Annotated in this window: 19 protein-coding genes and 4 tRNA genes; 8 read left to right on the plus strand and 15 right to left on the minus strand. The window is 41.3% G+C overall.

The genetic code is table 11. From position 1 onward, the window contains the following. The 8 genes from P20311_RS00675 to murB form a co-directional block, all read right to left on the minus strand. Positions 1-354 (minus strand): GTP-binding protein (locus P20311_RS00675; protein WP_036984549.1); only part of this gene is annotated, 354 nt, incomplete at its 3' end. A 136-nt stretch (positions 355-490) separates the two neighbouring features. Next, positions 491-566, minus strand: a tRNA-Thr gene (locus tag P20311_RS00680). Positions 567-576: 10 nt separating this feature from the next. Further along, a tRNA-Gly gene (locus P20311_RS00685) sits at positions 577-651 on the minus strand. 46 nt (positions 652-697) lie between these two features. Beyond that, positions 698-782: transfer RNA gene (locus tag P20311_RS00690), tRNA-Tyr, on the minus strand. 41 nt (positions 783-823) lie between these two features. Beyond that, positions 824-899, minus strand: a tRNA-Thr gene (locus tag P20311_RS00695). A gap of 126 nt (positions 900-1,025) precedes the next feature. Further along, entirely contained in the window at positions 1,026-1,724 is a 699-nt protein-coding gene (locus P20311_RS00700) for a type III pantothenate kinase (protein WP_008108502.1), read from the minus strand. After that, positions 1,721-2,713, minus strand: coding sequence for a bifunctional biotin--[acetyl-CoA-carboxylase] ligase/biotin operon repressor BirA (gene birA, locus P20311_RS00705; RefSeq protein ID WP_008108504.1), 993 nt, complete (start codon positions 2,711-2,713; stop codon positions 1,721-1,723). The genes P20311_RS00700 and birA overlap by 4 nt, the downstream gene beginning before the upstream one ends. Then, entirely contained in the window at positions 2,710-3,720 is a 1,011-nt protein-coding gene (gene murB / locus P20311_RS00710; protein ID WP_036984569.1) for a UDP-N-acetylmuramate dehydrogenase, read from the minus strand. The genes birA and murB overlap by 4 nt, the downstream gene beginning before the upstream one ends. A 143-nt stretch (positions 3,721-3,863) precedes the next feature. On the opposite strand from murB, the gene P20311_RS00715 reads away from it, so the two are divergent. Next, positions 3,864-5,705, plus strand: coding sequence for a M1 family metallopeptidase (locus P20311_RS00715; RefSeq protein ID WP_008108511.1), 1,842 nt, complete (start codon positions 3,864-3,866; stop codon positions 5,703-5,705). Positions 5,706-5,762: 57 nt separating this feature from the next. Here the strand turns inward: P20311_RS00715 and P20311_RS00720 are convergent, their stop codons facing one another. Next, positions 5,763-6,365: a DUF2057 domain-containing protein gene (locus tag P20311_RS00720; protein WP_008108512.1), complete on the minus strand. Its 603-nt coding sequence runs from the start codon at positions 6,363-6,365 to the stop codon at positions 5,763-5,765. A 92-nt stretch (positions 6,366-6,457) separates the two neighbouring features. On the opposite strand from P20311_RS00720, the gene P20311_RS00725 reads away from it, so the two are divergent. The 3 genes from P20311_RS00725 to P20311_RS00735 all read left to right on the plus strand — a co-directional run bounded on the left by P20311_RS00725 (position 6,458) and on the right by P20311_RS00735 (position 9,934). Beyond that, positions 6,458-6,829: a histidine triad nucleotide-binding protein gene (locus P20311_RS00725; RefSeq protein ID WP_008108514.1), complete on the plus strand. Its 372-nt coding sequence runs from the start codon at positions 6,458-6,460 to the stop codon at positions 6,827-6,829. A gap of 211 nt (positions 6,830-7,040) precedes the next feature. Beyond that, on the plus strand, positions 7,041-7,697 hold the full coding sequence (locus tag P20311_RS00730; RefSeq protein ID WP_008108518.1) for a response regulator transcription factor: 657 nt from the start codon (positions 7,041-7,043) through the stop codon (positions 7,695-7,697). An 80-nt stretch (positions 7,698-7,777) separates the two neighbouring features. Further along, positions 7,778-9,934: a response regulator gene (locus P20311_RS00735; RefSeq protein WP_008108520.1), complete on the plus strand. Its 2,157-nt coding sequence runs from the start codon at positions 7,778-7,780 to the stop codon at positions 9,932-9,934. Positions 9,935-10,000: 66 nt separating this feature from the next. On the opposite strand, the gene P20311_RS00740 is transcribed toward P20311_RS00735, so the two are convergent. The 3 genes from P20311_RS00740 to P20311_RS00750 are packed head-to-tail and all read right to left on the minus strand — an operon-like array spanning position 10,001 to position 13,387. Then, positions 10,001-11,425, minus strand: a complete 1,425-nt coding sequence (locus tag P20311_RS00740) for a mannose-1-phosphate guanylyltransferase/mannose-6-phosphate isomerase (RefSeq protein ID WP_008108521.1) — start codon at positions 11,423-11,425, stop codon at positions 10,001-10,003. A 58-nt stretch (positions 11,426-11,483) separates the two neighbouring features. After that, entirely contained in the window at positions 11,484-12,257 is a 774-nt protein-coding gene (locus tag P20311_RS00745) for an amidohydrolase (RefSeq protein ID WP_008108524.1), read from the minus strand. Continuing rightward, on the minus strand, positions 12,245-13,387 hold the full coding sequence (locus tag P20311_RS00750) for a methionine aminotransferase (RefSeq protein ID WP_008108525.1): 1,143 nt from the start codon (positions 13,385-13,387) through the stop codon (positions 12,245-12,247). Before P20311_RS00750 ends, P20311_RS00745 begins: the two co-directional genes overlap by 13 nt. 107 nt (positions 13,388-13,494) lie before the next feature. Here P20311_RS00750 and P20311_RS00755 point away from each other — a divergent pair, with 107 nt between their 5' ends. The 3 genes from P20311_RS00755 to P20311_RS00765 are packed head-to-tail and all read left to right on the plus strand — an operon-like array spanning position 13,495 to position 15,334. Beyond that, complete coding sequence (locus P20311_RS00755; RefSeq protein WP_008108527.1) at positions 13,495-14,112, plus strand: methylthioribulose 1-phosphate dehydratase; 618 nt, start codon at positions 13,495-13,497, stop codon at positions 14,110-14,112. Further along, the gene (mtnC, locus tag P20311_RS00760) at positions 14,109-14,795 is read left to right on the plus strand and encodes an acireductone synthase (RefSeq protein WP_008108529.1); all 687 of its coding nucleotides are present in this window, start codon (positions 14,109-14,111) and stop codon (positions 14,793-14,795) included. The genes P20311_RS00755 and mtnC overlap by 4 nt, the downstream gene beginning before the upstream one ends. Further along, positions 14,792-15,334: an acireductone dioxygenase gene (locus P20311_RS00765; RefSeq protein ID WP_008108531.1), complete on the plus strand. Its 543-nt coding sequence runs from the start codon at positions 14,792-14,794 to the stop codon at positions 15,332-15,334. Before mtnC ends, P20311_RS00765 begins: the two co-directional genes overlap by 4 nt. A gap of 63 nt (positions 15,335-15,397) precedes the next feature. Here the strand turns inward: P20311_RS00765 and mtnA are convergent, their stop codons facing one another. Further along, positions 15,398-16,423, minus strand: coding sequence for an S-methyl-5-thioribose-1-phosphate isomerase (gene mtnA / locus P20311_RS00770; protein ID WP_008108533.1), 1,026 nt, complete (start codon positions 16,421-16,423; stop codon positions 15,398-15,400). Positions 16,424-16,553: 130 nt separating this feature from the next. Here mtnA and mtnK point away from each other — a divergent pair, with 130 nt between their 5' ends. Next, a complete protein-coding gene (gene mtnK / locus P20311_RS00775; RefSeq protein WP_024602242.1) occupies positions 16,554-17,771 on the plus strand; it encodes an S-methyl-5-thioribose kinase in 1,218 nt (405 codons plus the stop codon). Between the two features lie 69 nt (positions 17,772-17,840). On the opposite strand, the gene P20311_RS00780 is transcribed toward mtnK, so the two are convergent. Then, a complete protein-coding gene (locus P20311_RS00780) occupies positions 17,841-19,322 on the minus strand; it encodes an FMN-binding glutamate synthase family protein (protein ID WP_008108536.1) in 1,482 nt (493 codons plus the stop codon). A gap of 77 nt (positions 19,323-19,399) precedes the next feature. Next, positions 19,400-21,178, minus strand: a complete 1,779-nt coding sequence (locus P20311_RS00785) for a DUF885 family protein (RefSeq protein WP_008108538.1) — start codon at positions 21,176-21,178, stop codon at positions 19,400-19,402. Between the last annotated feature and the right edge of the window lie 44 nt (positions 21,179-21,222).

A 21,222-nucleotide genomic window follows, 5' to 3' on the forward strand; every position in this document is an offset into this window, starting at 1 on the left:
CTCACGAGTTTGTGGCATAGGACCGTCAGTCGCAGCTACGACTAAGATAGCGCCATCCATTTGAGCAGCACCAGTGATCATGTTTTTAACATAATCGGCGTGTCCAGGACAATCTACGTGTGCGTAGTGACGAGTTGGTGTATCGTACTCAACGTGTGAAGTTGAGATTGTGATACCACGCTCGCGCTCTTCTGGAGCGTTATCGATTGATGCGAAATCTTTAGCAACACCGCCGTATACTTTTGCAAGTACGTTAGTGATTGCTGCTGTTAATGTCGTTTTACCGTGGTCAACGTGGCCGATTGTACCTACGTTTACGTGCGGTTTTACGCGTTCAAACTTTGCTTTTGCCATGACGGAACCTATCAGTTTTGTGTATCTAGATTACATATGAAAATAATCCACCATAGGTAGATTAAGTTAATTTTTTCAAATTTCAAATAGTTTTTTTCTGACAGATAAAGGAAGTGTTTAAGGAGATTCGATTGACTGGTGCTGATAGGCAGATTTGAACTGCCGACCTCACCCTTACCAAGGGTGCGCTCTACCAACTGAGCTATATCAGCATCATCAAATTGGAGCGGGCAGCGGGAATCGAACCCGCATCATCAGCTTGGAAGGCTGAGGTAATAGCCATTATACGATGCCCGCTTTAAGGAACCTGTTCTTAAACTACCTCTAACCGTCTAGAATAAAGTGGTGGAGGGAGCTGGATTCGAACCAGCGAAGGCTGAGCCGTCAGATTTACAGTCTGATCCCTTTGGCCGCTCGGGAACCCCTCCACGATAATTCTTTATACTAAGCACTTCCGGTAAAAGGAAAGTGGTGCCGACTAACCGAGTCGAACGGTTGACCTACTGATTACAAGTCAGTTGCTCTACCAGCTGAGCTAAGTCGGCACTGCTTTAGTACGGGGCGAGATTCTAGAGTAAGGTTTATTGGGATGCAACCAAAAAATTAAAAAAAATGTGATTTTATTCTTCAAACGCTCACTATTCGCGCAAAAAGCGGTTTTTTTGTTGCTTTTAACTCTTTTTAGCCAACTCATACCAGTAATTTAAGCCTTTCATTACTAGCATTGGGTCGAAAATACTCTGTGGAAAATGCCCTTGTAATAGCTGACCATAACCACCAGCAAAAATTAAAAGGCAATTTTTTGTATTTAAATGCCGCTTTGCTTGCTCAATTGCGCCAATAGTTGCCACTAATGCACCATTTTTTAATCCATTAGGGGTGTTTTTGCCAAGCTCATTAGCAAATGGCGTATTTGCATCATCAAATACGCGCTGGGTATTTTGAGTAAGTGATCGGGTCATTAAATCAAGCCCTGGTAATATCCAACCACCTAAGTGCTGCCCATCATTATTAAGGACGTCTATAGTCGTTGCCGTGCCGGCATCAACAACAATTGCAGCCGTATTAGGGTAAAGCGTATAACCACTAATAAGTGCTAACCACCTATCTATGCCCAAATTACCGACTTGCTGATACGCACAATGCAACGTACTGAGTTCACGACTAACCGATGCTTCAAAGCAATCAATGTTATGTGTTTGAGCTTGCTCTAATAGCTGTTTGAGTAATTCACTACGACCCACACAAGCGTAAACAACAACCGTGATTTGCTGCCATGGGATATTATTAATATCGCACGGCTGTATTTGCTCGTTTTGCCACAATACGGCTTTGAGTGAGGTATTACCTACATCAATGAGTAATCTCATGCTTGCGCCTTTCTTAATGAAATCTCACCGCCATAATAACTTTTCACTTCACCGTCTTGGCGAATACGTACACCACCGTGCGCATCTATACCTTCACAAATGCCACACCAACTTCGATGTCCGGTATTAAGCTCTACCTGCTGACCAGCAAATGCATTTAATGCATTCCATTGTTGATACATAGTTTGTAAGCCATTCTCACGATATTGCGCTAAGCGTTGCTCTAAACAATAAGTTAATGAAGCTACTAGTTGATTTTTATCTAGCTGCTGGGTGTGCTGACTTAAATCAGTCCATGCTTGGTCAATGTGCTGACTGGCACTTTCTGGCATATTTAAATTAATACCAATTCCTATCACCAACTGACACGGTCCTTGTGGCTGCCCGTCTAACTCGACCAAGACACCTGCGAGTTTTTGTTTGTTTATATAAATGTCGTTTGGCCATTTAAGCTCTACTTCAATATCATAAAGTGCTTTTATCGCATCATACACAGCTAAACCAACAGCAATCGATACGCCCATAGCGGCTTGTAAGCCATCGTCTAAGCGCCAAAAATAACTGTAGTATAAGTTAGCACCAAAGGGTGATTGCCATACTCGGCCTCGACGCCCCCGCCCTGCTTGCTGCATTTCGGCTACAATCACGGTGCCCGATTCGAGCGCTGCTTTAGCTTGAATACGGCGCATTAACTCGCTGTTGGTTGAGTCAATCAGTGGTTGCACTTCAATATTCGCGGTATTTTGCCCTAACTCAGCATAAAGCTGTTGTATGATTTGCTGATTAAGTAACCCTACATGGTTATTTAAGCTATAGCCTTTACCTGTTACTTTAAATACATCTAAGCCCATAGCTTGTAAGCTTTGAATATGCTTACTTACCGCCGCGCGACTTATTCCTAATTCATTACCCAGTGCTTGCCCAGAGACAAACCCGCCTTTATTGAGCGCATTTAAAATGGCCAACTTATTACCGTCAGGTGCCTTCATGCTGATTGCTCCAAAGAGATATGGCATTCATTGTACTGATCAATCAATCGCACTTCGTGCTCTAAGCTTATGTTGTAACGTGTTAAAACAATATCCTGAATGTGGGCAATCATATTAATTAAATCATCCCCTGTACTATTACCATGATTAACCAGCACCAGCGCTTGCTGTTGATGCACTTCAATCCCCGCAATTTTATATCCCTTTAATCCCGCTTGCTCTATTAACCACCCTGCAGCCACTTTATGGTGACCGGCACTATGTGGGTAGTGAGGCACCTCAGGGTATTTAGCAATTAACTGCGCTAAGTCACTATTGGTGATAATAGGGTTCTTAAAAAAGCTGCCCGCATTAGCCAGTTTATAAGGGTTTGGGAGTTTGCTATTACGCGTTTGTATCACTTGCGCGCACACTTGCTGTGGAGTTGGATTTTTTAATTGCTGCAGCGGTCCATAGCTGAGCACTGGTTGCCATTTTTTGGGCAACTTAAAATGCACTTGGGTGATCACTGCTTTATTTTTTAGCGCGTGTTTAAATACCGATTCACGATAAGCAAAATGACATTGTTGATTAGTTAAAGATTTAAAGCTGCCGCTATCAATAGCAAAATAATCAACAGCTTCTATAAACTGTGCTATTTCTACGCCATAGGCACCAATATTTTGCACTGGTGCAGCGCCGACAGTACCGGGTATGAGCGCTAGGTTTTCAAACCCTGCAATACCTTGCTCCAGCAAGTAGGTCACTAATTGATGCCAATTTTCACCGCCCGCCACACTAACTAAAAAGTCATCCGAGCGCTCAGTGATAGTAATGCCTTGGGTTGCCATTTTAATGACCGTGCCTGCATAGTCATTTAAAAAAATAGTATTACTGCCCTCACCCAACAAGCAAAAAGGGACTTTAAAGCACTGGCTTTTAAGCTGCGCTGAGTCGGTAATTTCAACGAAATTTTGGCATTGGCTACTTAATGCAAATGTATGTAGGGGTTGTAATGAGTGCGGCACAAAGCCCTCTGAAGGTAGCAATAATTAATTGCTCTAGTTTAACTCATCGTCGCAAATTGCGCATCTGCTTGTAAAAATTGTTCAACCCACTGCAGCAATCATGATATAAAACCTGCACTTTTTTATTTGTACTCAAGGTAATTATGAAAATCACACCTCTTTTTTTAAGCCTCGCTATGGCAGGTATGTGCTCGCAAGCAATGGCCAGCGCTATTGATCAAAATTCCTATGCCAACCTTGATGATGTTATCACCACACATTTAAACCTTGATTTAGACATCGACTTTGCCGACAAGCAATTAGAAGGTTTTGTTGAGCATACGCTGCAGTGGCAAAACGCCAGTAGCAAAAAGCTAGTACTTGATACCCGTGACCTTGATATTGATAAAGTCATGTATCAAACAGCAAATGGCAATTGGCACAAAGCTAGCTTTAACCTTGCTAACCGCGACGATGTTAAAGGCTCAAAACTAACGATTACTTTTAAAAACCAAGCTGAAAAAGTCCGTATTTACTACAACAGTCGCCCAGAAGCGTCGGGCTTACAGTGGTTAACGCCAGAGCAAACAGCCAGCAAAACGCACCCGTTTATGTATAGCCAATCGCAAGCGATTCATGCACGTAGTTGGATACCAGTGCAAGACACCCCAGCAATGCGCGTGACTTATTCTGCACGTATTCATACCCCTGAAGATATTCGTGCGGTAATGAGCGCCGATAATAAAGATGCCCTTTATAAAGATGGTGATTATCAGTTCACTATGCCGCAAGCAATTTCACCTTACTTAATTGCCATTGGTGCGGGTAACCTAGAATTTAAAGCGATGTCTAAGCAAACCGGTATTTTTGCAGAGCCGACTATTTTAGATGCCTCAGTTGCTGAGTTTGATGACACCCAAGCGATGATCGACAAAACCAATGCCATGTACGGCGACTATGCATGGGGTCGTTATGACTTACTTATGCTACCACCTAGCTTTCCGTTTGGCGGCATGGAAAACCCACGTTTATCATTTATCACCCCAACCGTTGTTGCCGGCGATAAAAGCTTAGTTAACCTGATTGCGCATGAGCTTGCACACTCTTGGTCTGGTAACTTAGTGACTAACGCCACATGGGAAGATTTATGGTTAAACGAAGGATTTACCTCTTACGTTGAAAACCGCATTATGGAAGAAGTATTTGGTCGTGACCGTGCTGTTATGGAGCAAGCACTTGATGCAGCAGGGCTACGTGCGCAACTTAAAACCATTGATGCACCAGATACGCGCCTTAACTTAAAGCTTAATGGTCGCGATCCAGATGATGCGTTTAGCTCAGTGCCTTACACAAAAGGTCAGCTATTTTTAATCTACCTAGAAGAAAAATACGGCCGTGATAAGTTTGATGACTTTGTTAAAACCTACTTTAATGAGTTTGCATTTAAATCGCTAACCACCGCGCAATTTGTTACGTACATCAAAGCTAACTTAATTGAAAAGTACCCTGGCGTAGTGAGCATGGATAAAGTGAACGAGTGGATTTTTCAGCCTGGTTTACCAAGTGATGCACCTAATCCAACCTCAGACGCATTCGATAAAGTAGATACAGCTTCTACAGCATGGTTAAAAGGGGATACAACTGCCGCACAATTACCAACTGCAAATTGGACTGTGCATGAGTGGCTACACTTTTTAAATAACCTACCACGCGATTTAAGCATTGAAAAAATGACTGAATTAGACGGCGAGTTTAACTTAACCCAATCAACCAACGCAGAACGTGCGTTTGCATGGTACATGCTAGCAGTAGGTAATGGTTACCAACCGATTTACCCTGCGCTTGATAAGCATTTATCGGGTATTGGTCGTCGTAAGCTTATCGTGCCGCTTTATAAAGCGCTTATTACCAATGGTAAAAAAGACTGGGCACAAAGCGTATACTTAAAAGCGCGTCCGGGTTATCACCCACTGGCACAAGGTACTATTGACGCATTATTTAAATAACAAATAGCGTTACCAATAAACTAAAAAGGGCCAATTTGGCCCTTTTTTAATGCTTAGTTATTTTGTTACTTTATCTAAAAAAGCCTGTCGTTCAGCGAGCGTTGCTTGTTGCCACCAAAAGTCGAGCATATGTGCAGCGCTTGGCATGCCTTTGCCATTAATTGGCGCAATCGGCTTAATGGGACGACTTGGTTTTTGTGGGCCAGCAGGTGTTTCTGAGGTTTGCTGATTAAACTGTGCGCTTTGTAGTTGTCGTTCAGCTATCACATTTAATGGCTCAGCTAAGGTACTACCTTTTGCTTTTAAGCTCACTTGTGGTGCCTCAGCAAATACCTTAGCTGCCACCGCATTTTCAGCACGATTAAATACTAAGGTGTAATCTTTACCTGCTTCAACGGTTACATTCACCCAAAAAGGCTCCGACTCAATCACTTCGTGATCGTCATAGCCTAAATCATATAAATCTGTGTATTTAAGCTTTAACTGATAAGTGCCCGGTGCTAATTCAACATCATCAACACGACTAAAAATCGAACTTTCAATGATTCGTTCACCCACTTGTAAAGGAACAAACTCCTCAGGAAAGTGAATGTTTTCTGCCAAACTCGATGCACTCACCAAGAGCGCCGCTACACTGCTTAATAATATTGATTTACGCATAATTACTCCTTTAGTTGATTTCAGTTTGACACTGCTGGCAAAATTTGTCATTAGTGACATACATATTAATCGAACAAATTAGAGTCATCATTATGAGTCAAGAGACTATTTTTACTAAAATTATTAATCGTGAAATTCCTGCTGACATTATTTACGAAGACGACCACACGCTTGCATTTAAAGATATTAATCCTCAAGCACCTTTTCATGCGTTGATCATTCCTAAACAAGCCATTGCCACGATTAATGATGTCACTGAGGAAAACTCACATCTTGTTGGTCATCTATATGTGGTAGCGGCTAAGCTTGCCAAACAACTTAATTTTAGCGATGACGGCTACCGCGTGGTGATGAACTGCAATGAACACGGTGGACAAACCGTTTACCATATTCATTTGCATATGCTGGCGGGAAAAGAAATGGGCTGGCCTCCGTATCAAAACACTAAAAAAGTTGCCCTTTAGTCACCCATTAAATCCTGTATCTTAAAAAATACATTAAAAATACGGCGTTTTTCTTATATACCAAAAAAACAATTACTTATTTGCAACATTTTATGTTTAAATAATTGGAAATCGCACCTTTTCTCCAGTGAAATTGTTATTCCCTAATACAAAAGGTGTGCAGGGATCGTGGTAAGATTAATTAGCCAGCTTTATAAAAGAGTAAAAAAACATGAGCAGTTCAGCCTTTTTGTTGTTAGACGAAGAACCAATTAACACTATTGGTATTAACGTTTTAGAGCCTTTGTTAAAAACACAGGGCCTTGACGTAACTACGGGTACAAATATTTTAGATGTTCCGGTAGGTACTCGCTTATTGTTCATTGAAACATCAAGTAAAGACGCGTGGACTAAGCTAAAAGAACAACTCGTTAATTTGCGTATCAAATGCGATATTGTGTTGTTTAATTTAGATGAAAACCCAGAGCTTGCTAATCGTGCATTACTCAGTGGTATTCGCGGTGTATTTTACACCACCGATAATGCTGATGTACTCATGAAAGGGATTCGTTTACTACTTGAAGATCAGCTTTGGTATCGTCGTGATATTATGTGTAATGCGCTTAACCGCATGCTGCAATTTAATAAAGACGCACTACACAAGCTAACCGATGGTGATATTGAGCCAATCAAACTCACTAAACGTGAAAAAGCAATTATCTCGTTAATGAGTAATGGTTCTAAAAATAAAGAAATTGCTGAAGAGTTAAGCATTAGCCCACACACGGTTAAGACTCATTTATACAGTGCATTTAGAAAAACTAAATGTCGTAACCGTATTGAACTACTCTCTTGGGCACAACAAAATATTCCTGACGAGATTCGTTAAGGCTTATTTTAATAAATTCAATACAGGCACTTTAGGTGCCTGTTTTTATATCTTCTTTAAAAATCGCTGTTGGGGTCTTAATGCTCGACTCATTTACGCTTTATTTTGCCAGTATCGCTGTCATGACAGTGATGACGTTACTAAATTTTTTAACTTGGCGTACCAACAAGCATGTCCCCGGCACGTTACTTTATATCTCCTACCCTTTACTACTATTAGCCGCCATTGTGGGCTTTGCGCTCATAGGTAAAATCCCTGAAAAGCTTGCCATTACCTTTGCTAATAGCATGATGTTTTTAGCGTCCATTGTGCATTGCTTATCGCTGAGTCAGTTTTTAAATTATCGTGGTCGTGGTTTTAAATTTGTTTGCCTATTTACCGCTGCCAGCGCTTTATTGCTTGTTTACTTCACTTTTTTTCAGCCATCTATGCGCTCACGGGTTTATATTTCTGACTTTCAACATATTGTAGAAGCCGCTTTTTTACTATTTGTTTTTTTTAAATATGCGCGAAAACCTTATCCTAATGCCAGTATTGTTTACATTATTATTTTAACCTTGGTTGCAGCCAGTTTTATCACTCGAACTATTTTTATGGATCGCGTTGCACAACAAGATGCCATATTAAACCCATGGTTTAACTCATTATTATTTTTAAACAGTGTGATTGCCCCTATGTTTTATGCTGCTGGCATGGCGCTATTGTGCAATGAGCGCAGGGAATTACGACTTAATAAACTCACCGAAAAAGCACACAAGGACTTAGAGATTCGCGGGCTCTTTTTATCCACTATAAGCCATGAAATACGCACCCCATTAAACGGCATTTTAGGCAGCGCACAACTGGTGTTAAACCAAACTAGCGACAGCCGTAATAAAGCTTATTGCGAAGCCATTATTAACTCAGCAGAGTCACTCAACTTACTAGTAGATAAAGTGCTGGAATACGCAAGCTTAGATCAGCATGACGAAGCCTTGTACGAAGAGGATATAGAGTTCAAAACTTGGCTACAAAACTTATGCCTGCTGTTAAGCCCTTTGGCCGAACAAAAACAGCTTAAATTTGAGCTTGCCTGTAACATCCCCGATAAAGCCTGTTATTACTGCGACCAACAAAAGCTCAGACAAATCATTATTAATCTTGTGGGTAATGCAATTAAATTTACCGACACTGGCACAGTAAAAGTGCAAATAGATTTAATTAATGAAACTCAGCTCGATCATACCCTTAAAGTAAGCGTACTCGATTCAGGCCCAGGTATTGAAAAAGATGAAATTGACTATTTAACTGAGCCCTACATCCAAAGCAGTGCCGGTAAGGAAAAAGGCGGAACAGGGCTTGGGCTAGCTATAACCAGTCGTTTACTCGATAAAATTAATAGCCAGCTAGAAATTACCAGTGAGCTGGGAGTGGGTAGCGTATTTAGCTTTAACATGACGCTAGCCATAGGTGAACTTAGCCTTGTAGAGCAGCGCCATCAAAGTAAGGATTATTTAACCGGACTTGATGTGTTACTTGTTGAAGATTTAGATTTAAACCAAAAAATAGCTGTTGAATTTATGGCTGACGACGAGCATAAAATTAAGCTCGCTAAAGATGGCAAAAGTGCGATTGAGTTGATGAAAAAATATCACTTTGATGTGGTGTTACTTGATATGAACTTACCCGACTTAACAGGGCAGCAAGTGCTAAAAACACTCAAACGAGTGGAGCATAAAAATCAGCGAACTCCAGTGCTGGCCTTTACCGCCAGTTTGAGCCCTGATGAAATAAAAGAATACTTAGCACTGGGTATTAAAGACATTGTTGGCAAGCCATTAAAGCAAGAAAAACTACGCCAAGCATTGAGTGATTCACAGTCAACACAAACCGCTAGCATTGCCGTCGAGCTGGTTGATACGTTATACGATGAAACTGCCACAGAAACCCTAACAAGCTCTTTTAGTATTGATGAAGTATCTTCTATTTATAATGAGTTTATCCTATCTGCGCGTAACAAACTGAGCCGTTGCCAAGCTTTATTAGAGCAAGACCCCGAGCAATGCATTAAGTTATTACATCGCCAAGCCAGCACCGCAATGCAACTTGGCTTTAATAGCTATGGACTGGCTCTTAAAAAAATTGAGCGACGCCTGCTAGATAAAAAACCATTAAATAACTCGTTAAATGAAGCCAGCACACGGTGGCAACACAGTTTAGAGGCGTATTTAAAGTATGTACGCCAAGGGCTAGGGTAATACGGCTACGGACTATCAAGCTTCACGACAGTAACAAATGATCAAGCATATTTACTATTTATACTGTTATTTTCTACCGTATACATCGTCAAATCGCTCAATATCGCTTTCATCCAATATGGCACCCGTTTGTACTTCAATAACAATTAACGGCTCGGGCTGATTATTAGCTAAGCTGTGCAGTTGTTTTGCACCAATATAACAAGATTGGTCGTGAGTCAGCGTCAAGCTTTGCTGGTCAATACATATATCTGCAGTACCTGAGACAACCACCCAATGCTCGGCACGGTGCTGATGACGCTGGGTTGAGAGCCTAGCCCCACTTTTTACGGTAATTTTTTTAACCTTAAAGCCGATACTTTCTACTAGCGTACGATAATTTCCCCAAGGGCGGTAAACCACCTGATGATGCGCCAGTTTGTTGTTATGTGTTGATGCCAGTTGCTTGAGCAATAACGGGAGGGCATCAAGCGCATTTTGATCAGCAATTAAAGTGGCGTCGTGGGTATGAATAATTGCTAAATCGCTTACTCCTAACGTCGCTATTGTGTGTCTATCTTCGCTAATAACTAAGTTGTTACCACTGTTTTGGGCGATATGTTCTTGGTGTGGGCTATTACCTTGTGGCTCTTTTTTACTTAGCGTTGCCAGTGCAGAAAAACTGCCCACATCGCTCCACTTTAACGCAACGGGCATTACCACCACATTATTACTGCGCTCTAAAATAGCGTAGTCAATCGAGTCACTTGGGCAAGATTCAAGTGCATGAGTATTTGCTCTTGTAAACGCTAAGTCTTGTTTAAAATCAGTGGCACTAGCAACACTTTTAGCTATTTTTGGCGCAAAGCGTTCCAGCTCTTTTAGATATGCAGCGGGAGTAAATAAAAACATGCCACTGTTCCAACTATAACCGCCCTCAGTTAAATAGGTTGATGCAGTTGCTAAATCAGGTTTTTCTTTAAACTGGTCTACCTCAAAGCAAGCAGTACCTATAATTGCTGTGCCCTGTTTGATATAGCCATAACCGGTATGCGGCTCTGTTGGCGTAATTGAAAATGTAACTAATTTACCTTGCTCAGCCAGTGTCACCGCATCAGATAACTGAGCAGTTAATGGCGTAAAATCTTCAATATAATGATCGGCAGGCATCACCAACAAAGGACCTGTAATATTATTTTTTAATGCATAGTGCGCGGCAAGGGCAATGGCTGGTGCGGTATTTTTGCCTTCTGGCTCAAGTACTATGGCATGGGGCTTTGCAAATGCTGCCTGCTGCGCGGCAATAAATCGATGCTGCTCATTACAGACCAAAATAGCGGGATTAAAGCCCTCAGTTGCAACACGCACTAACGTGCTTTGCAATAACGACTGCTGGTTTTTATTATCAAGCAAAGATAAAAACTGCTTTGGCATTGCTTGGCGCGACAGCGGCCAAAGCCGTGTGCCAATACCGCCAGCTAAAATTACCGGTGTAATAAGGGTTGTATTCATAAAGCCGCCAATAAAAATATCAGCGGCTATTTTAGCACTTTATCGGCTGGGCGCTAATTTATACCAATGTAAAAGCATCGGCATCTAAATGTGCTGGAAATTTAGCTCTAAACTCATCAAGCGGCGCTTTATTTAACGTGATTGTTAGTAGTGCTTGCTGGTCGTCATTCGCTTTAATCAGTGGCTCACCTTTAAAGTCATACACTGCAGTTCCACCACTGTGGGCAATACCATTGCCATCTTCACCAACCCGGTTTACGCCAACCACGTAGCATAGGTTTTCCATTGCTCGTGCCATTAATAAAGTGTCCCATACATTGCGCCTTGCTGCTGGCCAATTGGCAATATTTATCATCACGTCGTAGTCATTGTTATTGCGCTGAAACACCGGAAACCGTAAGTCGTAGCATACTTGTGGCAATATTTTAAACCCATTGAGTTCAAACACTTCACGCGCTTGTCCTGCCACTACAAACTCGCCTTCGTTACCTAAACAAAATAAGTGCCGTTTATCGTAGTAGCTCACTTCTCCATTTGGTTGTACCCAGTAAAACCGATTCGCTTTTTTACTTCCTTGGGTTACCAATACTGAGCCTGCAATTACCGCATTATAGTGCTTCGCCTGTGCCTTGAGCCAACTCAGTACTGAGCCATTTTCAGCGTCGCCACAGTCAAGGTTAACCGCAAATCCAGTGGCAAAGGTTTCAGGAAGTACAATTAAATCAGGTTGATTGGTGACGTTAGCAAGCTGTTTTTCAAACATAGCTAAATTGGCTTTTTTATCGAGCCAATGCAGCGAGCTTTGTAATAATGCTAAGGTTAAAGTTGACATAAAATATGTGCTGCCTCTATTAAGGTTTGATCATTTTTAGCAAAACATAAACGAATAACTTTATCATTGCTTGGTTGCTGATAAAACACGCTCAGTGGAATGGCTACAACGCCTGCTTGTTCTGCTAACCATTGGCAAAATTCTACGTCATTTAAGTCAGATACATCACTGTAATCAAGCAGTAAAAAGTAGGTGCCTTCACTTGGTAAAATGCTAAAGCGGCTATCTTGTAGAGCATTACTGAGCACATCGTGTTTTTGTTGATAAAACTCACTTAGCGCATCCACATGCTCACCTTGCTGTTCTAACATATCGGCTAATGCATGTTGTGCAGGCGTAAAGCTTGAAAAAGTAACATACTGATGAATCTTTCGAAATTCTTCGCATAAATCAGTAGGCGCAATACAGTAGCCCATTTTCCAACCGGTGCTATGAAAGGTTTTACCAAAGCTTGAGATCACAAAGCTGCGAGCAAACAATTCCTCATCTCGTAACACACTTAAATGTGGTTGCTTATCAAAAGTAATATGCTCGTATACTTCATCACTTATCAGGTATAAATCATGCTCGATGACTAAGGCTTTTAGAGCATTAATATCGTGCTGTTTTAACGTTTTACCACTTGGGTTATGTGGAGTGTTGATAATAATAGCCCGCGTTTTGCTATTAATAGCCGCAGCCACCGTTTGCCAGTCAATTACATAACTCGGAGCATGCAGAGCAATATTAACTGACTTACCACCGGCCAATTCAATCGCTGGCTGGTATGAGTCATAAGCGGGGTCAAATACAATGACTTCATCACCTTCGCGCACTAGCGCTTGAATTGCAACAAACAGCGCCTCGGTTGCCCCTGAGGTTACAGTTACTTGCTGCGCGGCATCTATTTCAACCGCATATTTTCGTTTTGCTAACTGGGCAATTTGTTGCTGCAGGCGCGGTACACCAGATGAAGGTGAATATTGATTAACTCCTTCAAGCACATAATGATTAAGCTGTTTTTTAAGTAGCTCAGGCGCATCAAACTCAGGAAAACCCTGCGATAAATTAATCGCTTCGAATTGATTTGCTAAAGCAGTCATTTGACTAAAAATACTGGTGCCTAAATTTGGCAATTTACTTTCAAACACTGGTTACCCTTAATGATGGTTTTACGCCCAAAGCGATGCTATCATTGCTTAAAACAGAAGTATAGCCGTCTAAAACAAATAGCTTTATGCTCATTAGTGAGGAATGTATGCAAAACAATACCGCTATTTCAGAACTTATTGAAGCCGGAAAATGGGTCAGTCAAAAAGGTTGGGTACCCGCAACAGGTGGAAACTTTTCAGCTCGCACCAGTACGGGCTTTGTAGTCACAGCCAGTGGCCAGGACAAAGGCGCGTTAATGCCTGAGCATTTTCTACAATTAAATCATTTAGGTGAGCGTGTTGCAGGGGCAATAAAACCCTCAGCCGAAACACAACTGCATTTGAGCTTGTATCAACTTATTCCTGACGCGCAATATGTTTTGCATACTCACTCGGTAGCGGCAACTGTACTTTCAAATATTATTCAACGCCATCAGCTTGAACTAATCGGCTACGAGATGCAAAAAGCGCTCAGCGGTATTACATCGCACTTAGAATCACTGGCCATCCCTATTTTCGATAACGATCAAGATATAGACCGTTTAAGCCTACTTGTGAGCGACCATCACTTACACTCACCAATTAAGCATGCCGTATTGATCAGAGGTCATGGTTTATATGCTGTTGGCCGTAACATTGATGAAGTTCGCCGCCATTTAGAGGCATTAGAGTTTTTATTTAGTTGCGAGCTAGAACGCTTAAAAATAACAGGAACCGCACTATGATCAAAGCATTGCTAACTGATATTGAAGGCACTATTACGCGTATTTCGTTTGTAAAAGATGTGCTATTTCCTTATGCCGCACAACAACTGCCTGCATTTGTGCGCGGTCACACAGAACAGCCTGAAGTAGCAGAACAAATTAGCGCTGTAAAAGCTGAAATTAACGAGCCTAATGCCGATATCGACACCGTTATTAGCACTTTACTTACTTGGATTGAAGAAGATAAAAAAATAACGCCACTTAAGCAATTACAAGGTTTAATTTGGCAAACAGGCTATGAAAACGGTGATTTTACTGGTCACTTATACCCAGATGCTTATCAATTTTTACAACAACAAAAGCAAGCTGGCCAACAGTTATACGTTTATTCGTCGGGCTCTGTGAAAGCACAGCATTTAATTTTTCAGTATTCTGACTTTGGCGATATTCGCTCACTATTTAGTGATTACTTTGATACCAAAGTAGGCGCTAAACAAGCGCCAAGCGCCTATGAAAACATAATAACGCAATTGCCTTTTAACCCAGACGAAGTATTGTTTTTAAGTGATGTAGTTGCAGAGCTTGATGCTGCAAAAACCACTGGGCTTAAAACTTTACATTTAATTCGCGATGGGCAAGAAAGCTCATCAAAGCACAACTACATTAACGATTTTAGCCAATTTAAAGCGGAGCATTTAGCATGAGCCAACTCACTATTTTTGCAGATTCTGACGCCAATAATGCACTGCTGACCAGTAGCGACGTTCAACGTATTACCGCTGAACTTGCTAAGGTTAATGTGCGTTTTGAGCAATGGCAGGCAAATACCGAGATTACTGAAAGCACCAGCAATGATGATATTTTAACTGCCTACAACGGCGATATTGAACGCTTAAAACAGCAAGGCGGCTATCAAACTGTTGACGTTATATCGCTGGTTAAAGGCAACCCTGATGCTGCAGAATTGCGCAAAAAATTTTTATTTGAACACACTCACAGCGAAGACGAAGTACGCTTTTTTGTCAAAGGCCAAGGGTTATTTTGCTTACACATTGGCAGTAAAGTGTACCAAGTACTTTGTCAACAAGGCGATTTGATCTCAGTACCTAAGCTTACCCCTCATTGGTTTGATATGGGTAGCGACCCAGAATTTACCGCTATTCGTCTATTTAACAATACAGAAGGTTGGGTAGCACAAAGCACGGAATCACCGATTGCAGAGCAATTTCCATTATTACCGTAATTTAATCATTCAAAACCCTGGTCCACACTAATAAACATAACGTGGACCAAACGCATCGCAAAATTACTTCAGCTTTAAAAGCACGCCACTTTCTACCTGACTCTGGTTATAAACACCGGTATCTAACACCCACCCAGTAACCAAGTTTGCGGGTGTTACGTCAAATGCGGGGTTATATACATTAGCATTAGTGGGAGCCCACAATGCCTCGCCAAAACTACCACTAACACCACGCACTTCTTGTGGATTACGTTGCTCTATTTCTATATCGCTACCTTGGGCAGTCTTTACATCAAGCGTAGTAACCGGTGCCACCACATAAAATGGAATATTATGAAAATGCGCAAGCACCGCTAAATTATAAGTACCGACTTTATTGGCAAAGTCGCCATTAGCAGCAATACGATCAGCCCCTACAACAATTTTATCTACCTTACCTGCAGCCATTAAACTGGCCGCCATGTTATCGCAAATTAGCGTGTAAGGTATTTGCCAACGCTCCAATTCAAACGCGGTCAAACGCCCGCCTTGCAGTAAGGGGCGTGTTTCATCCACCCACACATGAACATTGCCATGGACTTGTTGTGCTTTATAAATAACACCCAATGCCGTACCTATGCCCGCAGTGGCTAAAGCGCCGGTATTACAGTGAGTTAATATATTGTCGCCGCTATTTATTAGCTCGGCACCACGTGTTGCCATACGCTCACATAGCTCAATGTCTTCAATAAATAACTGCTCAGTCGTTGCAACAATACTGGCAACATAATCAGTTTGTTTAAGCGCTTGGCGCAACGCCGCCATACAATGCATTAAGTTAACCGCTGTTGGGCGAGTGGCTTCTAGCTCATTTATGGCGGTTGCAAGCGCGTCTCTAGTCATACCTTGCTCAGCTAAATAAGCAATTAATAAACTGGCCCCTAAGCCTATAAGTGGCGCACCACGCACTTTTAAGCTGATGATCAGCTCTTTCATTGTCTCTACAGTGTGGCATTCATGCCACACTTGCTGATGAGGAAGCAAATATTGATCAAGTACGCTCAGCGTACTATTTTCATATTTTAAACTGCTTGCGATTAAATTTTGCATAAGGCTCAAAAGATTAGAAGTGCGTAGGGTTATTTTACACCACTTTGAAGAACTCTCAAGTTAGACTTATAGACATCTAAACATTTAAAGGTATAGAATGCTTAAATGCATCTTTATTGAGAATAAAACCATGACTAACTATGTTGCTTTTAATGCACAGCACGCTATTAATTACATCAATTCGTTAATTGAATCTAATCAATACGACTTTTTTAAGCCGGGGCAAGCGCTTACCGCTTATGAGTTTGGTGACGGTAATCTCAACTTAGTATTTAGAATTACGGATGAGCAAAACAACAGTATTATATTAAAGCAAGCTTTACCGTATGCGCGTTGTGTAGGTGAGTCGTGGCCATTAACACTTGATAGAGCACGCATAGAGGCAGAAGTTTTACTTAATCATGGGGCTATTTGCCCTGCGCATACGGTTACTGTTTTACATTACAATAAAGACTTAGCTCTGACCATTTTAGAAGATTTAGGTGATTTACAAATTTTGCGAACAGCGCAAAATAATGCTGAACAATTTCCAAACCTTTCTCACCACGTAGCTGTGTATTTAAGCCAAACGGGCTTTTATAACTCTGACTTTTATTTATTAGCGCAAGATAAAAAAGCACGTATTAGCCAATTTACTAACCCTGAATTGTGCCAAATTACTGAAGATTTATTTTTTAGCGATCCGTACACAGAGCATGAACGCAACAACTATCCGGCACAATTACAAACTGAAGTTGAGGCTATTCGTAAAAACGGGGCATTAAAACTTGAAGTAGCAAAGCTAAAAGCTAACTTTTTATCGAACCCACAAACCTTGTTGCATGGCGATATGCACAGCGGAAGTATTTTTGTTAATCAAACTACCACTAAAATGATCGACCCTGAGTTTGGCTTTTTTGGCCCTATTGGCTTTGATATTGGATCTTTTATCGGTAACTTACTACTAAATTACTGTGCTCAGCACGGTCGCATTGACGACTTTGTAGCACGTCGTAATTATCAAACCCATTTATTAAGTACATTGGTTGAATGCTACGCCACATTTGAACAACAGTGGTTTGAGCTCATAAATAAGCAAACAACTGATGAGACACTTAAAGCTTCAGGCTACGCAGAGTATTTTATGAAACATGTTTTACAAGATGCTATTGGCTACTGTGGCATAGAGCTAATTAGACGCACTATAGGCCTTGCTAATGTAATTGATATAGAAGGCATTACCGATGAGGCCGCACGGTTAAACGTACAAAAACAAACATTAGCACTGGGTGAGCAATTGATTTTAAATGCCCACACTTGCGATACTAAAGACGCGTTTTTCAGCTTGCTAATAAGCCATTTAAATTAGAGTCTGTTTGACCCTAAACTAAGTCTTTATTTTATTAAAAAAGGCGCTTTAAGCGCCTTTAAGCTATATCTAATGATAGTGTTCGTACATTTTATCTAGTGGCTCAGAAAGACCACTTTCTTGCACTATACGCACATGTTTGCGTTTTAATTCGCGAGCACTGGTAACGCCACAAGAATGTGCAATAAGCCCCGCACCGTAATGAATGTATTTATTATAATTTGCGACCCGCTGCGCTTTATCTTCAACATTCAAGCCCCGTTGTAAACGTTCATTATGCGTAGTAATTCCTGTGGGGCAGGTATCTTTATTACATTGCATAGCCTGAATGCAGCCTAGTGCAAACATATGTCCACGTGCAGACACAACAAAGTCGGCACCCAGTGCTAATGCCCACGCAACTTTTGAGGGCACAATTAATTTGCCAGAGACAATAATTTTAACTCGCTCTCTAAGGCCATGCTTTTTTAGTAACTGAAAAACTAAAGGAAGACTTTCTTTTAGCGGTAACCCCACCGAATCGAGTAAAGACTGAGGTGCAGCGCCGGTACCACCATCAGCACTATCAATGGTAATGAAGTCGGGTGCAGACTCAATACCACGATGATTTATCTCGGCAAATAAACTTTCTAACCAAGTATGTTCACCAATTACCGCTTTAAAGCCTGTCGGTTTACCGGTTGTACTTCTTATCGTGGTGAGCATGTCTAAAATATCGTTTGGATTTTTTATTTCTGGGTGCCCATTTGGGCTAATTGAATCCTGCCCCTCAGGTATGCCTCTTATTTTAGCAATTTCAGCATTCACTTTTCGCCCAGGTAACATACCGCCTTTACCTGGCTTGGCACCTTGGCTCATTTTCAGCTCAAACATTTTAACTGCAGGGTGTGCAGCAACTGCTTTTAGTTTTTCTGTGCTTAAATTTCCATGCTCGTCGCGTACACCATATTTAGCCGTACCAATTTGAAACACGATATCGGCACCACCTTCTAAGTGATACGGACTAAGTCCGCCTTCCCCCGTGTTCATCCAACAACCGGCTAATTTTGCCCCCTTTGAGAGTGCACGTACAGCAGGACTGGATAACGCGCCAAAGCTCATGCCCGATATATTAAATAACGAATTTGTGGTGTAAGGAAATTTACAATAAGGCCCAAGCGTTACGTTGCTAGGCGCTAGGGCTTCTTCATCTAAGGTAGGAAATGCGCAGTTCATAAACATTACGGTGCCTGTCGTTTCTAAGCTTTGGGTTGAACCAAAAGCAGCCGTATGATCAACATCTTTAGCAGCCCGATATACCCAACTGCGTTCGGCGCGATTAAAGGGCATTTCTTCACGGTCGAGAGCAAAAAAATACTGACGGAAAAACTCACCTTGGCGCTCAAAAAAGTACCGAAAACGTCCAATTACCGGATAATTACGCCTAATAGCATGCTTTGTTTGGGTAACATCTCGAACATAAAAAATAGCAATTAATATAACCAGCAATCCAAATACAACAATAAATAAGCTGGCAAACACATCGATACTGAACATTATAAATTGACTCATTACTTATCCTTAAATGCTAAAAAAGCGTGATGTCATTAAATAACACCACGCTTTTATAGTTTCAAAATAATGCGCTATTAGCTATCTGTTTTTGCTAATTCTGCTTGTATATACAAACGTATTTGCTGCTCAAGCACCGACAAAGGCACTGAACCATGGCGCAATATTTGATGATGAAACTCACGAATATCAAACTGCTGACCTAATGCTTGCTCGGCCTCTGCACGCAGACGTTTAATTGTTAACTCACCAATTTTGTATGACAACGCTTGTGCAGGCCATGAAATATAACGATCGGTTTCTGTTTTTACATTGTGTAATGAAAGCGCCGTATTATCGGCCATAAAATTCATTGCACGCTCACGACTCCAGCCGTACATGTGCATACCCGTATCAACCACTAAACGTGTAGCACGCCACATTTCGTAGGTTAAACGACCAAAGTTGCTGTACGGGTCTTGATAAAAACCCGCTTCAACGCCTAAGTACTCTGAATACAATCCCCAGCCCTCACCAAACGCTGATAAATACGCATCACGGCGATAGCTAGGTAAACTTTCAAGTTCTGCATTGAGTGAAATTTGTAAATGATGACCCGGCACCGCTTCGTGCAAAGTTAACGCTTCTAAAGCATAGAGTGGTCGTTTATCTAAAGCGTACGTGTTCACCCAATAAAAGCCGGCTTGATCATCACGGCTCGAACCTGAATAGCGCCCAGTAGTGTACTTAGGAGCAATATTGGCAGGCACCGGCGCTACGCCATAAGGTTTGCGCGGTAAGGTATGAAATAATTTAGGCAACTGCGCATCCATTTTTTTTGCAATATACGCGGCCTCTTTTAATAATTGCTCAGGCGTTGTGGCGTAAAACTGCGGATCTGTTCGTAAAAAGTAGATAAATTCTGCAAACGTGCCTTTAAAACCTACTTCTTTAATAACCGCTTCCATTTCACTACGAATGCGCGCAACCTCCGCTAAACCCAGCTCATGTAATTCTTTTGGGGTCATTTGTGTGGTGGTGTAATATTTAGCACGATTTGCATAAAAGGCCTCACCATTCGGTGTTGACGAAATACCAATATCACTGCGCGCGCCAGGTAAGTATTCAGTATTAAAAAAAGTTAAGTAATCTTTATAGGCTTTAATAACTTGGCCACTGATAGTGGCTTTAGCCTGTTGTTGCAAATCTGCAAATTCACTATCACTTAAACCCGCGGTATTGTTTAAAAACGGCTTGTAAAATTCAGACTGTGTTACATCGTCAACAATGTAGGCAGTAATCGAGTCTTGGTAGCCAATTAATACCGCTTTGGGTTGAGTTAAACCAACTTCTAATCCTTTACGCATCCAACCTATGTTTTGCTCAAAAAAGCGCGGCACTTGTTGTAATCGCTTTAAGTAGTTTTGATAATCTTGAGCAGTTTTATAATCAGAGCTATTAACAATAAACGATAAGCTTGAATGAAAGCCATATTCTGACGTTAAAGGCATGTAGTGCGTATTAAATACATATTCATCAACACTATTTTGCACTTGCGCTCGAATAATACTGTAGTTAATTTGGTTTTCATCACTGAGCTTACTTATATCTATGGCATCTAAATCTGCTAATAGCTGGGTGTTTTTTTGATATTGCTGCGCTAAAAATTCAGCTGACAAATTAGGTAATAAGTAGCCATCAACTCCTTCGGGGTTACTATACGGGCTAATATTTTGGCGATGCTGTACGATATTCTCAGCCGCTTGCGTAAATTGTTGATCCGCATTAATTGCGGTGAGCTGACACGCGCTTAGTGAGCACACTAAAGTGACACTTAATAAGGAAAGACGCATTTGTTTTGAAAGAGATAAATTCATAGTGATTGATCTTAGTAATATTACAGATGTGATAAACCTATCGT

The organism is Pseudoalteromonas sp. BSi20311, from assembly GCF_000239875.1.
Classification (GTDB): domain Bacteria; phylum Pseudomonadota; class Gammaproteobacteria; order Enterobacterales; family Alteromonadaceae; genus Pseudoalteromonas.